Annotated in this window: 16 protein-coding genes; 10 read left to right on the top strand and 6 right to left on the bottom strand. The window is 74.9% G+C overall.

All coding sequences use genetic code 11. The annotated features are described in order from the left end of the window. Positions 1-68: 68 nt before the first annotated feature. Both CSPHI_RS07590 and CSPHI_RS12680 read left to right on the top strand, forming a co-directional pair. Positions 69-1631: a DNA polymerase IV gene (locus tag CSPHI_RS07590; protein WP_075692214.1), complete on the top strand. Its 1563-nt coding sequence runs from the start codon at positions 69-71 to the stop codon at positions 1629-1631. A 9-nt stretch (positions 1632-1640) separates the two neighbouring features. Next, complete coding sequence (locus tag CSPHI_RS12680) at positions 1641-2258, top strand: sugar O-acetyltransferase (RefSeq protein ID WP_084210306.1); 618 nt, start codon at positions 1641-1643, stop codon at positions 2256-2258. Positions 2259-2287: 29 nt separating this feature from the next. Here the strand turns inward: CSPHI_RS12680 and CSPHI_RS07580 are convergent, their stop codons facing one another. Next, positions 2288-3259 carry an asparaginase domain-containing protein gene (locus CSPHI_RS07580; RefSeq protein ID WP_075692213.1) on the bottom strand — a complete coding sequence of 324 codons (972 nt, stop codon included), beginning with the start codon at positions 3257-3259 and terminating at the stop codon, positions 2288-2290. Between the two features lie 119 nt (positions 3260-3378). On the opposite strand from CSPHI_RS07580, the gene CSPHI_RS07575 reads away from it, so the two are divergent. After that, complete coding sequence (locus CSPHI_RS07575; protein ID WP_075692212.1) at positions 3379-4059, top strand: WKL family lipoprotein; 681 nt, start codon at positions 3379-3381, stop codon at positions 4057-4059. Between the two features lie 57 nt (positions 4060-4116). Here CSPHI_RS07575 and CSPHI_RS07570 read toward each other — a convergent pair whose 3' ends face one another. Then, positions 4117-5034, bottom strand: a complete 918-nt coding sequence (locus tag CSPHI_RS07570) for a hypothetical protein (protein WP_084210305.1) — start codon at positions 5032-5034, stop codon at positions 4117-4119. 74 nt (positions 5035-5108) lie between these two features. On the opposite strand from CSPHI_RS07570, the gene lspA reads away from it, so the two are divergent. From lspA to rarD, 4 genes are all read left to right on the top strand, one after another. Then, positions 5109-5669 carry a signal peptidase II gene (lspA, locus tag CSPHI_RS07565; RefSeq protein WP_245803287.1) on the top strand — a complete coding sequence of 187 codons (561 nt, stop codon included), beginning with the start codon at positions 5109-5111 and terminating at the stop codon, positions 5667-5669. After that, on the top strand, positions 5662-6588 hold the full coding sequence (locus CSPHI_RS07560; protein ID WP_075692210.1) for an RluA family pseudouridine synthase: 927 nt from the start codon (positions 5662-5664) through the stop codon (positions 6586-6588). Before lspA ends, CSPHI_RS07560 begins: the two co-directional genes overlap by 8 nt. Next, positions 6585-7322 (top strand): hypothetical protein, encoded by a 738-nt coding sequence (locus CSPHI_RS12675; protein WP_075692209.1) that lies wholly within the window; start codon positions 6585-6587, stop codon positions 7320-7322. Before CSPHI_RS07560 ends, CSPHI_RS12675 begins: the two co-directional genes overlap by 4 nt. A gap of 63 nt (positions 7323-7385) precedes the next feature. Beyond that, a complete protein-coding gene (gene rarD, locus CSPHI_RS07550; protein WP_075692208.1) occupies positions 7386-8267 on the top strand; it encodes an EamA family transporter RarD in 882 nt (293 codons plus the stop codon). A 15-nt stretch (positions 8268-8282) separates the two neighbouring features. Here the strand turns inward: rarD and CSPHI_RS07545 are convergent, their stop codons facing one another. From CSPHI_RS07545 to CSPHI_RS12165, 3 genes are all read right to left on the bottom strand, one after another. Then, entirely contained in the window at positions 8283-9641 is a 1359-nt protein-coding gene (locus tag CSPHI_RS07545) for a D-arabinono-1,4-lactone oxidase (protein WP_075692207.1), read from the bottom strand. Beyond that, positions 9638-10870, bottom strand: a complete 1233-nt coding sequence (locus CSPHI_RS07540) for an alanine racemase (protein ID WP_075692206.1) — start codon at positions 10868-10870, stop codon at positions 9638-9640. The genes CSPHI_RS07545 and CSPHI_RS07540 overlap by 4 nt, the downstream gene beginning before the upstream one ends. A gap of 130 nt (positions 10871-11000) precedes the next feature. Next, positions 11001-11165: a hypothetical protein gene (locus CSPHI_RS12165; protein WP_169840402.1), complete on the bottom strand. Its 165-nt coding sequence runs from the start codon at positions 11163-11165 to the stop codon at positions 11001-11003. 181 nt (positions 11166-11346) lie between these two features. Here CSPHI_RS12165 and dnaE point away from each other — a divergent pair, with 181 nt between their 5' ends. Further along, entirely contained in the window at positions 11347-14904 is a 3558-nt protein-coding gene (gene dnaE / locus CSPHI_RS07535; protein WP_075692205.1) for a DNA polymerase III subunit alpha, read from the top strand. Between the two features lie 81 nt (positions 14905-14985). Here the strand turns inward: dnaE and CSPHI_RS07530 are convergent, their stop codons facing one another. Next, positions 14986-15534, bottom strand: coding sequence for a hypothetical protein (locus CSPHI_RS07530; protein ID WP_075692204.1), 549 nt, complete (start codon positions 15532-15534; stop codon positions 14986-14988). Between the two features lie 83 nt (positions 15535-15617). Between CSPHI_RS07530 and CSPHI_RS07525 the strand changes: the two genes are divergently transcribed. Together CSPHI_RS07525 and ilvA are read left to right on the top strand one after the other, a co-directional pair. Next, positions 15618-16721, top strand: coding sequence for a PDDEXK family nuclease (locus CSPHI_RS07525; RefSeq protein ID WP_075692203.1), 1104 nt, complete (start codon positions 15618-15620; stop codon positions 16719-16721). A 64-nt stretch (positions 16722-16785) separates the two neighbouring features. Beyond that, positions 16786-18081 (top strand): threonine ammonia-lyase IlvA, encoded by a 1296-nt coding sequence (ilvA, locus tag CSPHI_RS07520; RefSeq protein ID WP_075692202.1) that lies wholly within the window; start codon positions 16786-16788, stop codon positions 18079-18081. The last annotated feature ends 83 nt before the right edge of the window (positions 18082-18164 follow it).

The following is an 18164-nucleotide window of genomic DNA, read 5'->3' as shown; positions in this document are numbered from 1 at the left end:
GCCCCGCGCCCGCCCCGGGCGGTGCGGGGCGCCGGCGCAGCGCCGCCCGGGGCCTAGGATGGGCGATCATGCGCCGCTGGGTTCTGCACATCGACATGGACGCGTTCTTCGCCTCCGTGGAGCAGCTCACCCGGCCCACCCTGCGCGGCCGGCCGGTGCTGGTCGGCGGGCTGTCCGGGCGCGGCGTGGTCGCCGGGGCCTCCTATGAGGCCCGGGTGCACGGGGCGCATTCGGCGATGCCGATGCGCCGGGCCCGCCGGCTGATGCCGCCCTCGGCGGTGGTGGTCGCCGCCCGCAAGGGCATCTACGGTCCGGTGTCCCGCCGGGTCTTCGACGTGATCCGCGACCATGTCGCCGTGGTGGAGCAGCTCAGCGTCGACGAGGCCTTCCTGGAGCCCCCGGAGCTGGCCGGGGCCGGGGAGGAGGCGGTGCGCGCCTGGGCGGAGCGGCTGCGCGCCGCGATCCGGGAGGAGACCGGGCTGCCGGCCTCCATCGGCGCCGGGGCCGGCAAGCAGTACGCCAAAATCGGCTCCGGGATGGCCAAACCCGACGGGGTGGCGATCATCGCCCCGGAACGCCGCCACGAGGTCCTCGACCCGCTGCCGGTGGGCGCCCTGTGGGGCATCGGCCCGGTCACCGCCGCCCGGCTGAACGCCCTCGGCGTGCGCACCATCGCCGATTTCGCCGCCCTGGGCCCCCGCGACGTGGAGGCCTGCCTGGGCCGCACCATCGGCCCCCAGCTGCACCTGCTGGCCCGCGGCATCGACGACCGCCCGGTGCGCGAACGCGAGGTCGCCAAGTCCATCTCCGCCGAGTACACCTACCCGGAGGACCTGGTCACCGGCGCGCAGGTGCGCGCCGCCATCGACCGGGCCGCCGCCCGCGCGCACCAGCGGCTGCTCGCCGACGGCCGCGGGGCGCGCACCGTCACCGTCAAGGTGCGCCTGGCCGACCTGAGCGTGCACACCCGCTCGGAGACGCTGTCCTTCGCCACCGTGGACGAGCCCACCCTTCGCGCGGTGGCGCACCGGATCGCCTTCGACGTGGATCGGATCGGGCCGATGCGCCTGGTCGGGGTGGGCTTCTCCGGGCTGCACGACACCATCCAGGAGGTGCTCTTCCCGGAGCTGGAGCGCGGCCGGGTGGTGGAGGACGCCGCCCCGGCCGCGCCGGGCATCCCCGGGGCGGCGGCCGCGGCGGCGGCCGGCGCCGGGGAGGGGCCCGGCGCCGGGCTGCTGCCGGTGTACCGGCCCAGCGACTCGCGCTGGCCGCCCACCGGGGACGTGCACCACGAGACCCACGGCCACGGCTGGGTGCAGGGCGCCGGGCACGGGGTGGTCTCGGTGCGCTTCGAGTCCCGGGCCACCGGGCCGGGCCGGGCGGTGACCCTCGCCGAGGACGACCCGCTGCTGCGGGAGTGCTCCCCGCTGTGCAGCCTGGACTGGGCGGACTGGTTCGCCCGGGCGGAGGAGGACGCCGCCGGCATCGACGCGGAACCGGAGCTGCCGGAGGAGCCCCCGGGCCCGGTGGAGCCCGCCGACCCCGCCGCGGCGCCCGCGCCGCCGGATCCGGGCGCGGCACCACCCGCGGGGGAGGGCGGGGCCGGGCCCCGGCCCGGGCCGGCCGGGTAACCTGCGGCCATGAGGACCCACCGCAACCCCCGCCGCCCGGCCGACCCGGGGCCGGACCGCCCCGCCCCCGGCGCGGCCGGGATGTGGTCCCGGATGGTCTCCGGGCGGTGGTACCACGCCGATGACCCGGTGATCGCCGGGGCCAACGCCCGCGCCATGGAGCTGGCCGCCCGCTTCAACGCCTGCTGGGCCACCGAGCCCGCCCGCGGCCGGGAGATCCTCGGCGAACTGCTCGGCACCCTCGGCCCGGGCGCCACGGTGCGCGGGCCGATCCAGGTCGACTACGGGGTGAACCTGCACATCGGCCCGGGCTGCTTCATCAACTTCGGGCTGATCGCCCTCGACGTCGCCGAGATCCGGCTCGGCGAGGCGGTGCAGCTCGGCCCCGGGGTGCAGCTGCTCACCGCGGTGCACCCGCTGGCCCCGGCGGCGCGCCGGGCCGGGATCGAGGCCGCCGACCCCATCACCATCGGCGACAACGCCTGGATCGGCGGCGCGGCGGTGCTCCTGCCCGGGGTGGCCGTCGGCGCCGATGCGGTGGTCGGCGCCGGCGCCGTGGTCACCCGCGACGTCCCGCCCGGCGCGGTGGTGGCGGGCAATCCGGCCCGGGAGCTGCCCGGCCGCTGAGCGGCGCCCGGCCGGCGGCGGGGGAGGGCCTAGTCGGGGGCGTCGAAGAGGGTCTGCGGGTGCACCCCGGCGGCCAGGGCGGCGGCCAGGGCCACCCGGGCCTGCCCGGCGTGCAGGCAGCCGGCCCCGATCACCCCGCGGGCGGCGAGCGTGGCGCCCCCGCCGGCGCCGCCGTAGTCGCCGCGCACCACCCCCCGCGGCACCCGGGTGCACATCACCACCGGCACCCCGGCGTCGAGGGCGCGGACGGCGGCCGCGGCGAAGGCCCCGCCGATGTTGCCGGCGCCGTAGCCCACCAGCACCAGGCCCTCGGCGCCGGCGGCGAGCGCGGCGTCCACCAGGGCCCCGTCGGCGCCGGGGTAGGCGGCGATGACGTCCACCCGGGTGCCGGCCAGGGCGACCCGGGGCAGCGGCGCCGGCCGGGGCGGATCCTCGGGGGCGTTGGTGGCGAAGGCCAGCGGATCCTGGGCATGCCACTTCACCGCGCCGCGGGCGGGCAGCACCGCGTGGCCGAAGACGATGAGCGCCCCGATCCCGCGGGCGGAGGCGTCGGCGGCGACGACCATCGCCTCGAAGAGGTTGCCGGGCCCGTCGGCCTCCGGGTCGTCGGCGGGGCGCTGCGCCCCGGTGAACACCACCGGCCGGGGGTCGTCGTGGAAGAGGTCCACCGCGGCGGCGGTCTCCTCCATGGTGTCGGTGCCGTGCAGCACCACCACCCCGGTGACCCCCGGATCGGCCAGCGCGCCGTGGCAGGCCTCCACCACCGCGTCGACGTCGGCCATGGTCAGGGCCGCCGAATCCAGCCTGGCGAGCTCGCGCACCTCCACCTCGAGGGCGCCGTCGGGGAAGCGGGCTGCGACCTCGGCGACCAGCTCCGCCCCGGAGCGGGTGGGCACCAGCGCCCCGGCACGATCCCGGGTGCAGGCGATGGTGCCGCCGGTGGCGAGCACCACCAGGCGGGCGGGCGGGGCGGGGGTCGCGGCGGGCGCGGGCTGATCCATGGGCCCGACTCTACGGAAGCCCGCCGCGGCGGAGGCGGGTAGACTCGCCCGGGTCCGCGGGGCCCCGGCCGGGCCCCGGCCCCACCCGGGCCACGCACCCCACCCATGTCAGGAGAGCCATGACCATCCGACGCAGCATCCTCGCCCTCGCCCTCGCCGGTTCCACCGCGCTGGCCCTGGCCGGCTGCGGCGACGACGACGCCGCGGGCGGCAACGGCACCGGCACCCCGGAGACGAGCACCACCTCGGTGGCCCCGGCGCCGGCGCTGCCCACCGCGCAGGAGCTCAACGAGGTCCTCGCCCGGGCCACCGATCCGGCGCTGCCGCCGGAGGAGAAGTCCCGCACCGTGGAGAACGGCGAGCAGTTCCCGGAGCTGTTTGAGATCATCACCGAGTCCCAGCAGGAGTCCGGGGCCACCCTGGAGGTGCTGGACCCGATCGTGGAGGGCTACGCCCCGGACACGGTGCTCGCCCCGGTGAACTTCACCATCCCGGAGCAGGAGCCGCAGCTCATCGAGGGCGTGGAGTTCGTCAACGTCGACGGCGGCTGGCGGCTGTCCCAGATGTGGGCGTGCACCCTGATCCGCAACGTCGCCCCGGACCGGGTGCCGCCGCTGTGCGATGACCCCAACGCCCCGGCCCCGGCCCCGGCGGACCCGAACGCCCCGGCGGACCCGAACGCCCCGGCGGATCCGAACGCGCCCGCCCCGGCCCCGGCGGACCCGAACGCCCCCGCCCCGGCGGATCCGAACGCCCCGGCGCCCGCCCCGGCCCCGGAGGACGGGGCCCCGGTGCAGTAGCCGCCCCGTCCCCGACCCGTGCGCCGGCCGGGCCCCGCGGCAGCCGCCGCGCCGGGCTCAGCCGGCGTACTCGATTGCGCGCAGGGTGCGCTGGATGACCCGCGGGCCCGCGTCATCGCCGGGATCGCCGTAGACCACGGTGACGACGAAATCCACCGCCCCGGACACCGGCAGCGGCCGGCGCAGGTCCACCCGCAGCCGGCCCTCCCGGGTGCGGGTCTCGGCCTCGATGACGCTCAGCGCCACCTCCCCGTCGTCGAGGGTGGCCTCCACCGGGGTCTGCTCCGCGGTGACCTCCAGGTCCACCAGATCCCCGTCCCGGCCGACCAGCCGGTAGGTCAGCGCCCGGCGCATCCCCGGGTCATCGGCCTCGCCGGCGACCCGCCACACCGCGCCGACGCCCACCGGGTCGTCCGGGAAGGCCACCGGGGTGGTCAGCCACTGCCGCAGGGAGGTCTCCACCCCCGCGCGGGCGGTGTCGCTGGCCCGCTCCGGGGCGCCGGCCGCCGGGTTGCGGGGCAGCCCGGTGCCGCCGGCGTCGTAGTCCAGGCGGAAGCCCTCGGCGGTGGCCAGATCCTCGTTGAGCCGCTCATCGCTGCCGGTGGGCTCGCCGAGCTCCACCCCGACGCTGCGGGCCGGGCCCGCCCCCGCGGCGGTGGCCTGCAGGGGCAGCACCATGGTGGTGTCCGGCAGCGCCGGGTCGGCCTCGACGGTGCCGTCCGGGGCCTCCACCGCCTGGGTGAAGCCGCGGGTGACGGTCACCCGGGCGGCCTGGTCGGCGCCCTCGTCGCGGTAGCGGATCACCGCCTTGTCCCCGCCGCCGGGCTCGAGCAGCTCCACTCGGGCCGGGTCCAGGCCCAGCGGGGTGAGCTCCGGTTCCGGGTCGGCGCAGCCGGCGGCGCCGAGGGCGAGCAGCGCGGCGCAGGCCAGGGCGGCGGTTCTGGTGCGGGGGCGGGATGCGGGGCGCGGGTTCACCCGGCCCAGGCTACCGGCCCGGCGCCCGGCCCGGGCTGCTGGCCCCGGGGGCGCCCATGGGCGATGATGGTGCGGTGACCGATTCCGCGACCCCCGACCGGCCGGCGGCCCCGGCCGGGAACCCCGGCGCCGCCGCCATCGCGGCGGGCGGGCGCCGCCCGCCCCGGCGGCGGCTGTTCGCCGCCGTCCTGGTGGTGGTGCTGGTCCTCGACCAGCTGACCAAGATCGCCGCCATCGGCGCCCTGGAGGGCGAGCCCCCGGTGCCGGTGCTCGGCCGGTGGCTGCAGCTGACCCTGCTGCGCAACCCCGGTGCGGCCTTCTCCATGGGCACCGGCGCGACCTGGCTGTTCACCACCATCCAGCTGGGCTACCTGGCCGCGGCGGTGTGGTTCTCCGGGCGGCTGCACCGGGCCTGGCCGGCGGCGGCGGTGGGCCTCATCGCCGGGGGCGCGGCCGGCAACCTGGTGGACCGGCTGCTGCGCGAGCCCGCCTTCTACGTGGGCCATGTGGTGGACTTCATCTCGGTGCGCGGGTTCGCGGTGTTCAACATCGCCGATTCGGCGATCACCGTCGGCGTGGTGATCCTCGCCGCCTGGCTGGTGCTCGCCCCGGCCGAGGGGGACGCCGATGCGTGAGACCAGGACCATGCCGGTGCCCGCGGGCCTGGCCGGGATGCGGGTGGACGCCGGCCTGGCGAAGCTGCTCGGGGTCTCCCGCACCACCGCCGGCCGGCTCGCCGCCGCCGGGGAGGTCAGCCTCGACGGGGCGGCGGTCGGCAAATCCGACCGGCTGGTGGAGGACGCCTGGCTGGAGGTGCTGCTGCCGGAGGCCCCCGGCCCGCCGGCGCCGGCGGCGGAGCCGGTGGCCGGGATGGAGGTGCTCTACTACGACTCCGACCTGGTGGCGGTGCATAAGCCGGTGGGCGTGGCCGCCCACCCCACGGTCGGCTGGTCCGGGCCCACCGTGGTCGGCGGCCTGGCCGCCGCGGGGTTCCGGATCGCCACCTCCGGCCCGCCGGAGCGGCAGGGCATCGTGCAGCGCCTCGACGTGGGCACCTCCGGGGTGATGGTGGTCGCCGCCAGCGAGCACGGCTACTCCATGCTCAAGCGGGCCTTCCGCAACCGGGAGGTGACCAAGCGCTATCACGCGCTGGTGCAGGGCCACCCCGATCCCTCCTCGGGCACCATCGACGCGCCGATCGGCCGGCACCCCTCGGCGGGCTGGCGGTTCTGCGTGCGCGATGACGGCAAACCGGCGGTGACCCACTACGCCACCCTGGAGGCCTTCGCCCCGGCGACCCTGGTGGACGTGCGCCTGGAGACCGGCCGCACCCACCAGATCCGGGTGCATTTCTCGGCGCTGAACCACCCCTGCGTCGGCGATCCGATGTACGGTTCGGATCCGGCGCTGGCCGAGCGGCTGGGCCTGACCCGGCAGTGGCTGCATGCGGTGGCGATCGGGTTCCATCATCCGGCGGACGGCCGCTGGATGGAGATCGAGTGCCCGTACCCGGAGGATCTCCGGTACGGGCTGGAGGTGTTGCGGGGCCAATGAGCGGGCTGCGCGCGCGGTGGCGGTCCTTCCGCGCGGTCGACGATGATTCGGTGCACCCGGCGGTGGCGCTGCTGTCCCTGGCGTGCGTGATCGGGCTGTCCGTGATGTTCGTGCTCGCCGCCGGCTCGGACCGGGTGCGCGGGCCGATGAGCATCAACGGCGATTTCCTGGGCCCCGAGGACGGGGAGTCGGTGGCCGGCTACGCCGCACGCGCCGACGCCGCCCTCGCCGGGATCGACGATGAGCTGGCGCATTGGGCGCTGGTCTCGCTGGCCCCGCCGGCGGAGCCGGAGGTGGTGGACCGGATCGCCCCGGGCGGGTCCGGGATCCGGGTGGGCCGGGTGCTGCTGGGCGCGGCGATCGCGGTGGAGCTGCCGGAGCCGCCGGCCGGCGGGTCCCGGGCGGAGGTGCTGCGCCGGGAGGCCACCCGCGCGGCGGTGGAGTCCGGGCTGGACCCGGCCGCCCCGCTGCCCGGGGTGGTGGGCCTGGTGGTGCACGCCGATGCCGCGGCGCTGCGCGCGATGCGCGATCGGCCCGGGGTGGCGGCGGTGGAGCCGCTGCCGGCGGACGCCGCCTACGGCCGTTTCGGGGTGCGCCCCCTGGCGGAGCCCGCGGGTTCCGCGCCGGAGGGGCCCGGCGGGGACGCCGCCGAACCCGGGCCGCCCGGGCCGCCGGCCGGGGGCGCGGAGCCCGCGCCCGCGCCCGGTGCCCCCGCCCCGGCGCCGGCGGCCTGACCGGGGGTTCCGGGGCCGACCCCGCCGCCGGCGCGGTCATCCGGTGGAGTAGATTCCACCGGCATGCTCAACGTGTTCGGCGCCTACGCCCTGTGGGGCCTGTTCCCGCTGTATTTCCCGCTGCTGCGCCCGGCCGCCCCGGTGGAGATCCTGGCGCACCGGTTCCTGTGGACCTTCGTCCTGATGGCGGTGCTGGTGGCGGTCACCGGCACCTGGCGGGAGCTGCGCGCGGCCTCGGCGCGGACCTGGGCGACCCTGTTCGCGGCGAGCGCGTTCATCGCGGTGAACTGGGGCGTCTACGTCTACACGGTGAACACGGGCCATGTCGCCGAGGCGGCGCTGGGCTACTTCATCAACCCGCTGGTGTCGGTGGTGCTGGGCGTGATCTTCCTCCGGGAGCGGCTGAACCGGCCGCTGGCGGCGGCGGTGGGCCTGGCCGTGGTGGCGGTGGCGGTGATGACCGCGGATCTGGGCCGGCCGCCCGTCCTGGGCCTGGCCCTGGCCTTCAGCTTCGGCTGCTACGGGCTGCTGAAGAAGCGGGTGCGGCTGTCCTCGGCGGCCTCGCTCACCGCCGAGTCGATGATCATGACGCCGCTGGCGGCGGGCTACCTGCTGTGGCTGGCCGGCACCGGGGCCTCCACCTTCACCGCCCACGGCCCGGGGCACGCCCTGCTGCTGCTCAGCGCCGGGGTGGCCACGGGGGTGCCGCTGCTGCTCTTCGGCCGGGGCGCCAAGCAGGTGCCGCTCATCACGGTGGGCATGCTGCAGTACCTCACCCCGATGATCCAGATGCTGATCGCGGTGTTCGTCCGGCATGAGGAGATCAGCGCCGGCCGCTGGGTGGGCTTCGGGATCATCTGGGTGGCGGTGGCGATCTCCATCGCCGACGGGCTGGTGCGGATCCGCGCCCGGCGGCGCACCCGGGCGGCGCTGGACCGCGGCTAGCGCCCGGGGGGGGGCTCAGGCCCCGAAGAGCCCGCGGAGGTGATCGTTGAGGAACACCCCCTCCGGGTCGAGGCGGGCGCGCAGCCGGGCGACCTCGTCGAAGAGCGGGTAGCGTTCCCGCAGCTCGGTGGCGCCCAGGGTGTGCAGCTTGCCCCAGTGCGGGCGGCCGCCCGCGGCGGCGAGCACCGGCTCGACCAGGGCGAAGTAGTCCCGGTGATCCTCCCGGTGGTAGCGGTGCACCGCGATATAGCAGGACTGCCGGCCGTAGGCGGTGGACAGGGCCACGTCATCGGCGGCGGCGGCGCGCACCTCCAGGGGGAAGGAGACGTGGGCGCCGGCGGCGTCGATCACCCGGCGGATCTCGGCGAGGACCTCGGGGGCGTCGTCGAGGTCCACCGCGTACTCCATCTCCGCGAAGCGCACCCGCCGCGGGGAGACGAACACCTCATGGGCCGGGCCCACCCAGCGCCGCCGGGGCACGGTGCGCGCGGCCAGCGCGTTGAGCCGGGGCACCAGGCCGGGCCGGGCCCGGGCGAGTTCGCACATCGCCCACAGCGCCCCGTTGGAGATGAGCTCCTCGTCGATGAAGCCGCGCACCCGGCCGAGCCGGGTGGGCCGGGTCACCCCGGCGGCCTCCGGGGAGGCCGCCCAGGCGGCCAGGTCGGCGTCCGGGATCCGGCGGTTGTCCTTCACCAGGGCGGCGTCGGTGCCGGGGAACCAGTAGAACTCCAGGTGATCGGCGGCGCGCACCCGGGCCGGGAACTCCCGGCGCAGCGCCTCGAAGTCCTCGAGGTGCTCATCGGCGAGCAGGTGGAAGGCGGGTACCGCGGTCATGGTGAGCTCGGTGAGCACCCCGAACACGCCCAGGCCCAGCCGGCCCAGCCGGAACAGCTCCCCGGCCTCGCCGGGGGCGTCCGGGCGGCAGTCCCGGGCGACCCCGTCGGCGCCGATGATGCGGAAGGCCCGCACGGTGCCGGCGAAGCCGGTGAACCCGGCCCCGGTGCCGTGGGTGCCGGTAGACACCGCCCCGGCCACCGACTGCGGGTCCACGTCGCCCTGGTTGGGCAGCGCCAGGCCGAGGGGGCGCAGCAGCCCGGGGATGTCCCGCAGCCGGGTGCCGGCGCGCAGGGTGACGGTGCCCGCGGCATGGTCCACGGCGACCAGCCCGGAGAGCCCGTCGAGCTGCAGGCGCACCCCCTCGGTGCAGGCCACCGGGGTGAAGGAGTGCCCGGCGCCCAGCGGCCGGACCACCCCGCCGGCCGCGGCGGCCTCGGCCACGGCGGCGGCGACGGCCCCCTCGGTGGCCGGCCGCAGGGTGCGCTCGGGGCGGCAGGTCTGGGTGCCGGACCAGTTGCGCCAGACGGTGGTGCTCATGCGTGGATCCTTCCCTCGCCGCGGTAGGTGGGCCAGCGGTCGATGACCCGGCCGCCGGCGACGACGACGGCCTCGTTGGCGTGTTCGGCGGCCTCCCCGGCCTTGGCGTGCCGGAACCACACCGGATCGCCGAGCGCCAGCCGCGCGGCGGCGGCGCCGGTGAGCGGGGTCTGCACCTCCCCGGGGCCCTCGGCGGCGGCGTAGGCCAGGCCCTCCGGCCAGACCGGCCGGGGCAGCCGGTCGGCCCCGGCCGGGCCGGAGGCGATCCGGCCGCCGCCGGCGACGGTGACGGTGCGCGGGGCCGGCCGGCGCACCACCGGCAGCACGAACCACTCCGCCGGGGTGGGGGCGAAGGCCCGGTAGCCGTCGAAGAGCGTCGGGGCGACCACCCCGGAGCCGGCGGCGGCCTCGGTGACCGCGGCCTCCGCGCAGGTGGATTCCAGGGAGCCGGTGCCCCCGCCGTTGACGAACTCCAGGGCCCCGGCCGCCGCCTCCACGGCGGCGACCACCCGCCCCCGGCGGCGGGCGAGCTCCCGGCGGGAGAGCCGCTGCATGAGCCGGATGCCGCGGGCGCGCGCCGAGGACCCCCGGTCGCCGACGCCGGCGATATGGCCCTCGTACATCATCACCCCGACCAGGTGCAGCCCGGGCGCGGCGGCGACGGCGCGGGCCAGGGCGGCGGCCTGGGCGGGGGTGCGGGTCGGCGAGCGCAGGGTGCCCACGTGCACCCCGGGCAGCGGCCGCCAGGAGGCGTCCACGTCCAGGCAGATCCGCACCGGGGCATCGGCCAGCGCGGCCGGGTCGCCGAGGTGCCGGGCGAGCAGATCGAGATGCTCCACGCAGTCCACCATCAGGGTGATCGCGGCCCGCGCCGCCGGGTCGGCGGCCAGCTCGGCCAGGCCCGCGGCATCGGCGGTGGGGTAGGCCACCACGATATCGGCGCTGATCCCGGCCCGGAACAGGTCCAGGGCCTCGGAGAGGGTGTAGCCGAGCACCCCGGCGAAACCGGGCCGGGCGAGCACGTGGGCGATGAGCCCGGGGATGCGCAGCGATTTGGAGGCCACCCGGATGGGCGTGCCCCCGGCGCGGCGGAGCAGATCGTCGAGGTTGGCGTCGACGGCGTCGAGGTCGACGACGAGGGCGGGCAGCGCCTCGCCGGCCACCGCGGCGCGCACCGCGGCGGGCACCGCCGGGGGGTGGGCGGGCTCGGGCGCGTCGGGGATGTTCATGGTGTGAAACCTAATCCCCCGGCGCCGGCGGCGCCAGGGTTTCCGCGCGAAAGGACCCGCCCCCGCGGGGAAGGTCGGGGACGGGTCCGCGGCGGTCGTTCGACGGATCGCCGGTGGTCGGCTGCGGCGGCTAGATGAGCCAGGAGTAGCGGGCGGCGTCGTTGGAGGTGACCACGACATCGCCGTCGGCGAGGTAGCCGGCGGCGACCGGGCGGCGCTCCATGGTGGACAGGGCCTCGTCGAGGGCGTTCGCCGGGAAGAAGGAGTACACGCCGTCGGGCAGGGGAGCGAACATGGGAGGGTTCCTTTCAGAAGGCAAAACGTGAGGACTTGCTCAAGTATGGGGCGGGGGAGGCGGGAAGGCAAGCCCGGGGGGCGTGATCTTCGCCACGTCCGAAAACACCGCCGCCGCCCGCCGCGGGGCGCCGGCCGCCCCCGGCGGCCGGGCGTCCGCGGGCCACCTACAATCCGGGGTCATGGCCAACTCGTCCTTCGTCCACCTGCACAACCACACCGAGTACTCGATGCTCGACGGCATGGCGAAGATCGACCTGCTCGCCGAGGAGGTCACCCGGCAGGGCATGCCCGCCGTCGGCGTCACCGACCACGGCAACATGTTCGGCTCGGACGCGTTCTACCGGACCATGAAGGCCAAGGGCGTCAAGCCCATCATCGGCATCGAGAGCTACCTGGCCCCGGAGAGCCGCTTCAACAAGCAGCGGGTGCGCTGGGGCGAGCCGCACCAGAAATCCGATGACGTCTCCGCCTCCGGCGCCTACCTGCACCAGACCATGCTCGCGGAGAACGCCCAGGGCCTGCGCAACCTCTTCTACCTGTCCTCCATGGCCTCCTACGAGGGGCAGCTGGGCAAATGGCCCCGGATGGACGCCGAGATCATCGCCGAACGCGCCGAGGGGATCATCGCCACCACCGGCTGCCCCTCCGGGGACGTGCAGACCCGGCTGCGGCTCGGCCAATTCGACGAGGCCCTCGCCGCCGCCGGCAAATGGCAGGACATCTACGGCAAGGACAACTACTTCCTGGAGCTGATGGACCACGGCCTAGACATCGAGAACCGGGTGCGCACCGAGCTGCTGGAGATCGGCCGCAAGCTCAACCTGCCGCCGCTGGTCACCAACGACTGCCACTACGTCACCCGGGACCAGGCCAAGGCCCATGAGGCGATGCTGTGCGTGCAGACCGGCAAAACCCTGCACGACCCGGACCGGTTCAAGTTCGACGGGGACGGCTACTTCATCAAATCCGCCGCGGAGATGCGCGCCACCTGGGACCACCTGGTGCCCGACGCCTGCGACAACACCCTGCTCATCGCCGAGCGGGTCGGCGACTACGACGAGATCTGGGAGGAGCACCCGCACGACCGGATGCCCAAGGCCGACGTGCCCGCCGGGGAGACCCCCACCAGCTGGCTGCGGCACAACGTGCTGGAGGGCCTGGCCAAGCGCTTCGCCGGATCCGAGGTGCCCGAGGAGTACATCCGCCGCGCCGAGTACGAGATCGACGTCATCGACGGCAAGGGCTACCCCTCCTACTTCCTGATCGTCGCCGACATCATCGCGCACGCCCGCGAGATCGGCATCCACGTCGGCCCCGGGCGCGGTTCCGCGGCCGGCTCCCTGGTCGCCTACGCCACCTGGATCACCAACATCGACCCCATCGAGCACGGCCTGCTCTTCGAGCGCTTCCTCAACCCGGAGCGGCCCTCGGCCCCCGACATCGACATCGACTTCGACGACCGGCGCCGCGACGAGATGATCCGCTACGCCGCGGACAAGTGGGGCGAGGACAAGGTCAGCCAGGTGGTCACCTTCGGCACGGTGAAGACCAAGCAGGCGATCAAGGACTCCGCCCGGGTGCAGTTCGGCCAGCCCGGCTACCAGATCGCCGACCGGATCACCAAGGCCCTGCCGCCGGCGGTGGCCGCCAAGGACATCCCCCTGGCCGGGATCACCGACCCCGCCCACGAGCGCTACGGCGAGGCCGCGGAGGTCCGCCAGCTCATCGAGACCGACCCGGACGTGGCCCGCATCTACGAGACCGCCCGCGGCCTGGAGGGGGTGATCCGGCAGACCGGGGTGCACGCCTGTGCGGTGATCATGGCCTCGGTGCCGCTGCTGGACCACATCCCGATGTGGAAGCGCGCCGCCGACGGGGCGATCATCACCGGCTGGGACTACCCGGCCTGCGAGGCGATCGGCCTGCTGAAGATGGACTTCCTGGGCCTGCGCAACCTCACCGTGATCGGCGACTGCCTGGACAACATCGACGCCAACCGGGGCGAGACCATCGACATGGACACCCTCGCCACCGATGACCCGAAGGTCTACGAGCTGCTCGCCCGGGGCGACACCCTCGGCGTGTTCCAGCTCGACGGCGGCGGCATGCGCGAACTGCTCAAGCGCATGCAGCCCACCGAGTTCAATGACATCGTCGCCGCGCTGGCGCTGTACCGGCCGGGTCCGATGGGCGTCAACGCGCACCTGGACTACGCCGACCGCAAGAACGGGCGCAAGCCGATCACCCCGATTCACCCGGAGCTGGCGGAGCCGCTGCGCGAGATCCTCGACGAGACCTACGGCCTCATCGTCTACCAGGAGCAGATCATGCGGATCTCGCAGAAGGTGGCGAACTACACCGCCGGCCAGGCCGACGGGTTCCGCAAGGCGATGGGCAAGAAGAAGCCGGAGGTGCTGGAGAAGGAGTTCGTCAACTTCGAGTCCGGGATGAAGGCCAACGGCTACTCCGACCAGGCGATCAAGACCCTGTGGGACACGATCCTGCCCTTCGCCGGGTACGCCTTCAACAAGTCCCACGCCGCCGGCTACGGCCTGGTGTCCTACTGGACGGCCTACCTCAAGGCCAACTACACCGCCGAGTACATGGCGGCGCTGCTCACCTCGGTGGGCGACAACAAGGACAAGACCGCCATCTACCTCGCCGACTGCCGGCACCTGGGCATCCGGGTGCTGCCCCCGGACGTCAACGAGTCGGCGCTGACCTTCCAGTCCGTGGGCGAGGACATCCGCTACGGCCTCGGCGCGGTGCGCAACGTCGGCCGCGACGTGGTGGACTCCATCGTCGCCACCCGGGAGGACAAGGGCCACTTCGCCAGCTTCTCCGACTACCTGGACAAGATCGAGACCCTGCCCTGCAACAAGCGGGTCACCGAATCCCTGATCAAGGCCGGCGCCTTCGACTCCCTGGGGCACCCCCGCAAGGGCCTGGTGCTCATCCACGAGGACGCCGTGGACGCCGCCCTGCCCACCAAGAAGGCCGCGGACAAGGGCCAGTTCGACCTCTTCGCCGGGCTCGGCGGGGAGGAGGAGTCCGCCGCGGAGTCCATCTTCCAGGTGCAGGTGCCGGAGGAGAGCTGGGAGCGCAAGCACGAGCTCGCCCTGGAGCGGGAGATGCTCGGCCTCTACGTCTCCGGCCACCCCCTGGACGGGTTCGAGGAGTCCCTGGCCGCGCAGACCGACACCGCGCTGACCACCATCGTCGGCGGGGAGGTGGGCAACGGCAGCACGGTGATCATCGGCGGGATCATCTCCTCCGTGGAGCGCCGGGTGACCAAGGACGGCCGGCCCTGGGCGATTGTCGCGGTGGAGGACCACAACGGCGCCACCGTGGAGGTGCTCGCCTTCGCGAACACCTACGAGCGCGTCGCCACGGTCATCGCCGAGGACGCGATCGTGCTGGTGAAGGCGAACGTGAGCTACCGCGACGACCGGATGTCGGTGATCTGCGACGACATCAAGGTCCCCGATCTCGGGGTCAACGGCACCTCCGGGATCCCGCTGCGGATCACCCTGCGCACCGACGAGTGCACCCCGGACAACATCGCCCGGCTCAAGGGCGTGCTGCAGGCCAACCCCGGCGACTCCGACGTCTACCTCAACCTCGTCGACGGCGGGAACTCCACGGTGATGGTGCTCGGCGAGCATCTCCGGGTCGCCCGCAGCGCGAACCTCTTCGGCGATCTCAAGGCCACCATGGGCGCCGGGATCATGGGCTGAGCGACCCGGACCGGACGGGACGACGCGCGCCCCGGCGCCCCGCGGTGGCGGGGGCCGGGGCGCGCCCGGGGCGGGCGGGGCCTATCCGGAGGTGCGGATGGGGAAGTCCACGCCCTTCTTGTTCAGCTCACCGCGGACCCCGAACTTCGGCGAGCTGAAGTAGAGCTTCCCGCCCTGGTAGAGGACCACATGGCCCTGGTACTCGTACTTCTGCCCCTTCGGCAGCTTCTTGAACTTCATGTTCCGGATGTCCATGTCGGCGCTGTGCACCGTGGTGGTGGCCTTGCGCAGATTGAACTCGAGGGTGTTGCCCTTCCGCTTGCCGGTGTCCCTGCGCTGGGTCCAGGTCCAGGGGGTCTGGCAGGTCAGGGTGCGCTCGGTGCCGACGCAGTGGATCGTCGACTTCCCGGAGCCGGCGGTGAATCCGTCCACGGCACGGATCCGCGGGTAGTCCGGCAGGGAGGGGTCGAGGTCGGTGGCCGCGCTGGCGGCCGGGGCGCCGGCGAGGGCGACGGCCGGCAGCAGCAGCGCCGCGGCGGCGGCGCGCAGCGCGCCCCGTCGGGAACGGCGGGCGGGGGAGGGGGTGCGGGTGGATCGGTGGGCGCCGGTGGCGCTGGTGTTCGTGCTCATGACCCCATGGTGGGGCGGCGGCGGCCGGGGCACCACGGGAGAAGTCCCGCCCCAACCGGCCCGCGGGTGGTTAGCGTGTGGGCATGACCTACCTGCTCGGCCTCGACGACGACGACCACCACAACACCCGCCCCTGCGCCCCCGTGGGCATGGCCGAGCTCGGCCTGCGCGAGCAGGAGCACCTGGAGCGGTGGCTCAGCGATCATCCCGAGGCCCTCGGCGAGGACCTCAAGATCGTGGCCACCCAGTACTCTCACTGGTCCTCCGAGGTGGACCAGGCCCGGGAACGGCCGGACATCATCGCGCTGTCCTCTTCCGGGGAGCTCGTCGTCATCGAGCTCAAGCGCGGCGCGGATCCGCGGATCCACCTGCAGGCGATCACCTACGCGGCCCTGTGCTCCTCCTTCGACGCGGACCGGCTGGCCGAGGCGCACGCCGACTGGGTGACCGGCCGGCGGCGGGCCGCCGATCCCGGGGCCGAGCCCATGAGCGCCGAGGCGGCGCGCAAGGCCCTGGTGGAGCACGTCGAGGACGGCACCCTGGACAAGGAGCGCTTCCTGCTGCCCCGGATCCTGCTGGTCGCCGAGGACTTCGACGCCAAGACCCTCACCACGGTGCAGTGGCTGCAGTCGGTGGCGGAGGACCTCACCGTGGAATGCCACGAGTACCGGATCTTCGAGCTCGGGGCCGGCGCCCCCGGGGAGCCGGCCGGGTCGCGGCACGTGGTCAGCTTCCGGCGGGTGTTCCCCGTCGACGATGTGGCGCAGTGGCGGCTGCGACCCGGCCGCGGCGATCTCGCCGGGGGCGTCGCGGAGACCATCCGCTCCGCCAAGCGCCGGGCCCGGGCGGTGAGCATCATCCACGAGCGCGGGCTCATCCCGGATGGGGCGCCGCTGGAGCTGCGCCTGGACTCCCTGGTGTCCCCGGAGTCGCGGGCGGTGGTCGAGCGATGGCTCGAGGCGGACCCGGACCGCTCCGCCTTCTCCTGGCGCCCGCACCCGGTGCGGCCGCTGCGGTGGCGGCTGCACCCGGGGCGGGAGTACACGCCCACCGCGCTGCGCAACGCGATCTTCGCGGAGGCCGGCGCCGGCGGGCAGGCGAACTTCGCCGCGACCCTGGCCTTCCTCCACGAGGGGCAGAACCTGGACCAGCTCTCCCGGGACAGCGACGAGGAGCCGGCGCGGTGACCGGGGTCGCCGCGGGGTGCGCCCATGCCGGGCCGGCGGGGCGGCCGGGGTAACGTAACCGGACATGACCGACACCGCCGCCCCCGCCGACACCGCCGCCGCGCCGCTGGCGCACGCCTCGGACATCCAGGCCGCGCAGGCCCGGATCTCCTCCGTGATCGCGGCGACGCCGCTGCAGTACTGCGGCCGGCTCTCGGAGGCCACCGGGGCGCGGGTGTTCCTCAAGCGCGAGGATCTGCAGGACGTGCGCTCCTACAAGATCCGCGGCGCCTACAACGCCATCGTGCAGCTCGGGGAGGAGGAGCGCGCCGCCGGGGTGGTCGCCGCCTCCGCCGGCAACCACGCCCAGGGCGTGGCCTACGCCTGCCGCACCCTGGGCATCGCCGGGCGGATCTACGTGCCCAACCAGACCCCGAAGCAGAAGCGGGACCGGATCGCCTACCACGGCCGGGACGCGGTGGAGATCATCGTCGTCGGGGACAGCTTCGACGAGGCCCGGGCCGAGGCGCTGGCCGACGCCGAACGCACCGGGGCGACCGTGGTGGAGCCCTTCGACGCCTTCGACACCATCGTCGGCCAGGGCACCGTTGCCGCCGAGATCGTCGCCCAGCTGTCCATGCAGGGCCTCACCCTGGACCGGGTGAGCGTGCCCGTCGGCGGCGGCGGGCTGCTCGCCGGGGTGACCAGCTACCTGGCGGACATGTCCCCGGCCACCCGGATCACCGGGGTGGAGCCGGCCGGCGCGGCCTGCCTGGCCGCCGCCCTGGCGGCCGGGGGGCCGGTGGCCCTGGACGAGGTGGACCCCTTCGTCGACGGTGCCGCGGTGAAGCGGGTCGGCGAACTGCCCTGGCGCACCGTGGGCGCCAACCGGGACCGGCTGGACCTCATCTCGGTGGCCGAGGGCGCGGTGTGCGTCGCCCAGCTGGACCTGTACCAGAACGAGGGGATCATCGCCGAGCCCGCCGGGGCGCTGTCCGTGGCCGCCCTGGAGCGGATGGACCTGCGCCCGGGGGAGGTGGTGGTGTGCATCGTCTCCGGGGGCAACAACGACGTGCTGCGCTACGCGGAGATCATGGAGCGCTCCCTGGTCTACCGGGGGCTGAAGCACTACTTCCTGGTGAACTTCCCGCAGAAGCCCGGGCAGCTGCGGATGTTCCTCTCCGAGGTGCTCGGCCCGGACGACGACATCGCCCTGTTCGAGTACCTCAAGCGCAACAACCGGGAGACCGGGGCCGCCCTGGTCGGCCTGGAGTTGCGCCGCGCCGGCGACCTGGACAGCCTCCTGGCGCGGATGGAGGCCTCCCCGCTGGTGTGCCGCCGGCTGGAGCCGGGCACCCCGGAATACGAGTTCCTCACCTAGCGCCGGGCCCCGCCCGGACCACCCCGCGGGGGCGGCGTGCGCGGGGCCGATTCCGCCGGTGAACCCCGGTGGCCGAGCCCTCG

This window comes from Corynebacterium sphenisci DSM 44792 (assembly GCF_001941505.1).
In the GTDB taxonomy this organism is placed as follows: Bacteria; Actinomycetota; Actinomycetes; order Mycobacteriales; family Mycobacteriaceae; genus Corynebacterium; species Corynebacterium sphenisci.
This window is presented reverse-complemented; position numbering and strand designations above follow the sequence as displayed.

What these genes read in the sequence shown, in the direction of transcription:
- CSPHI_RS12680 (WP_084210306.1), top strand. Translation starts at nt 1,641, where the DNA reads ATGAGGACCCACCGCAACCCCCGCCGCCCGGCCGACCCGGGGCCGGAC.
- CSPHI_RS07525 (WP_075692203.1), top strand. Translation starts at nt 15,618, where the DNA reads ATGACCTACCTGCTCGGCCTCGACGACGACGACCACCACAACACCCGC.
- CSPHI_RS12165 (WP_169840402.1), bottom strand. Translation starts at nt 11,165, where the DNA reads ATGTTCGCTCCCCTGCCCGACGGCGTGTACTCCTTCTTCCCGGCGAAC.
- dnaE (WP_075692205.1), top strand. Translation starts at nt 11,347, where the DNA reads ATGGCCAACTCGTCCTTCGTCCACCTGCACAACCACACCGAGTACTCG.
- CSPHI_RS07575 (WP_075692212.1), top strand. Translation starts at nt 3,379, where the DNA reads ATGACCATCCGACGCAGCATCCTCGCCCTCGCCCTCGCCGGTTCCACC.
- rarD (WP_075692208.1), top strand. Translation starts at nt 7,386, where the DNA reads ATGCTCAACGTGTTCGGCGCCTACGCCCTGTGGGGCCTGTTCCCGCTG.
- CSPHI_RS07590 (WP_075692214.1), top strand. Translation starts at nt 69, where the DNA reads ATGCGCCGCTGGGTTCTGCACATCGACATGGACGCGTTCTTCGCCTCC.
- CSPHI_RS07540 (WP_075692206.1), bottom strand. Translation starts at nt 10,870, where the DNA reads ATGAACATCCCCGACGCGCCCGAGCCCGCCCACCCCCCGGCGGTGCCC.
- CSPHI_RS07530 (WP_075692204.1), bottom strand. Translation starts at nt 15,534, where the DNA reads ATGAGCACGAACACCAGCGCCACCGGCGCCCACCGATCCACCCGCACC.
- CSPHI_RS12675 (WP_075692209.1), top strand. Translation starts at nt 6,585, where the DNA reads ATGAGCGGGCTGCGCGCGCGGTGGCGGTCCTTCCGCGCGGTCGACGAT.
- ilvA (WP_075692202.1), top strand. Translation starts at nt 16,786, where the DNA reads ATGACCGACACCGCCGCCCCCGCCGACACCGCCGCCGCGCCGCTGGCG.
- CSPHI_RS07580 (WP_075692213.1), bottom strand. Translation starts at nt 3,259, where the DNA reads ATGGATCAGCCCGCGCCCGCCGCGACCCCCGCCCCGCCCGCCCGCCTG.
- CSPHI_RS07545 (WP_075692207.1), bottom strand. Translation starts at nt 9,641, where the DNA reads ATGAGCACCACCGTCTGGCGCAACTGGTCCGGCACCCAGACCTGCCGC.
- CSPHI_RS07560 (WP_075692210.1), top strand. Translation starts at nt 5,662, where the DNA reads ATGCGTGAGACCAGGACCATGCCGGTGCCCGCGGGCCTGGCCGGGATG.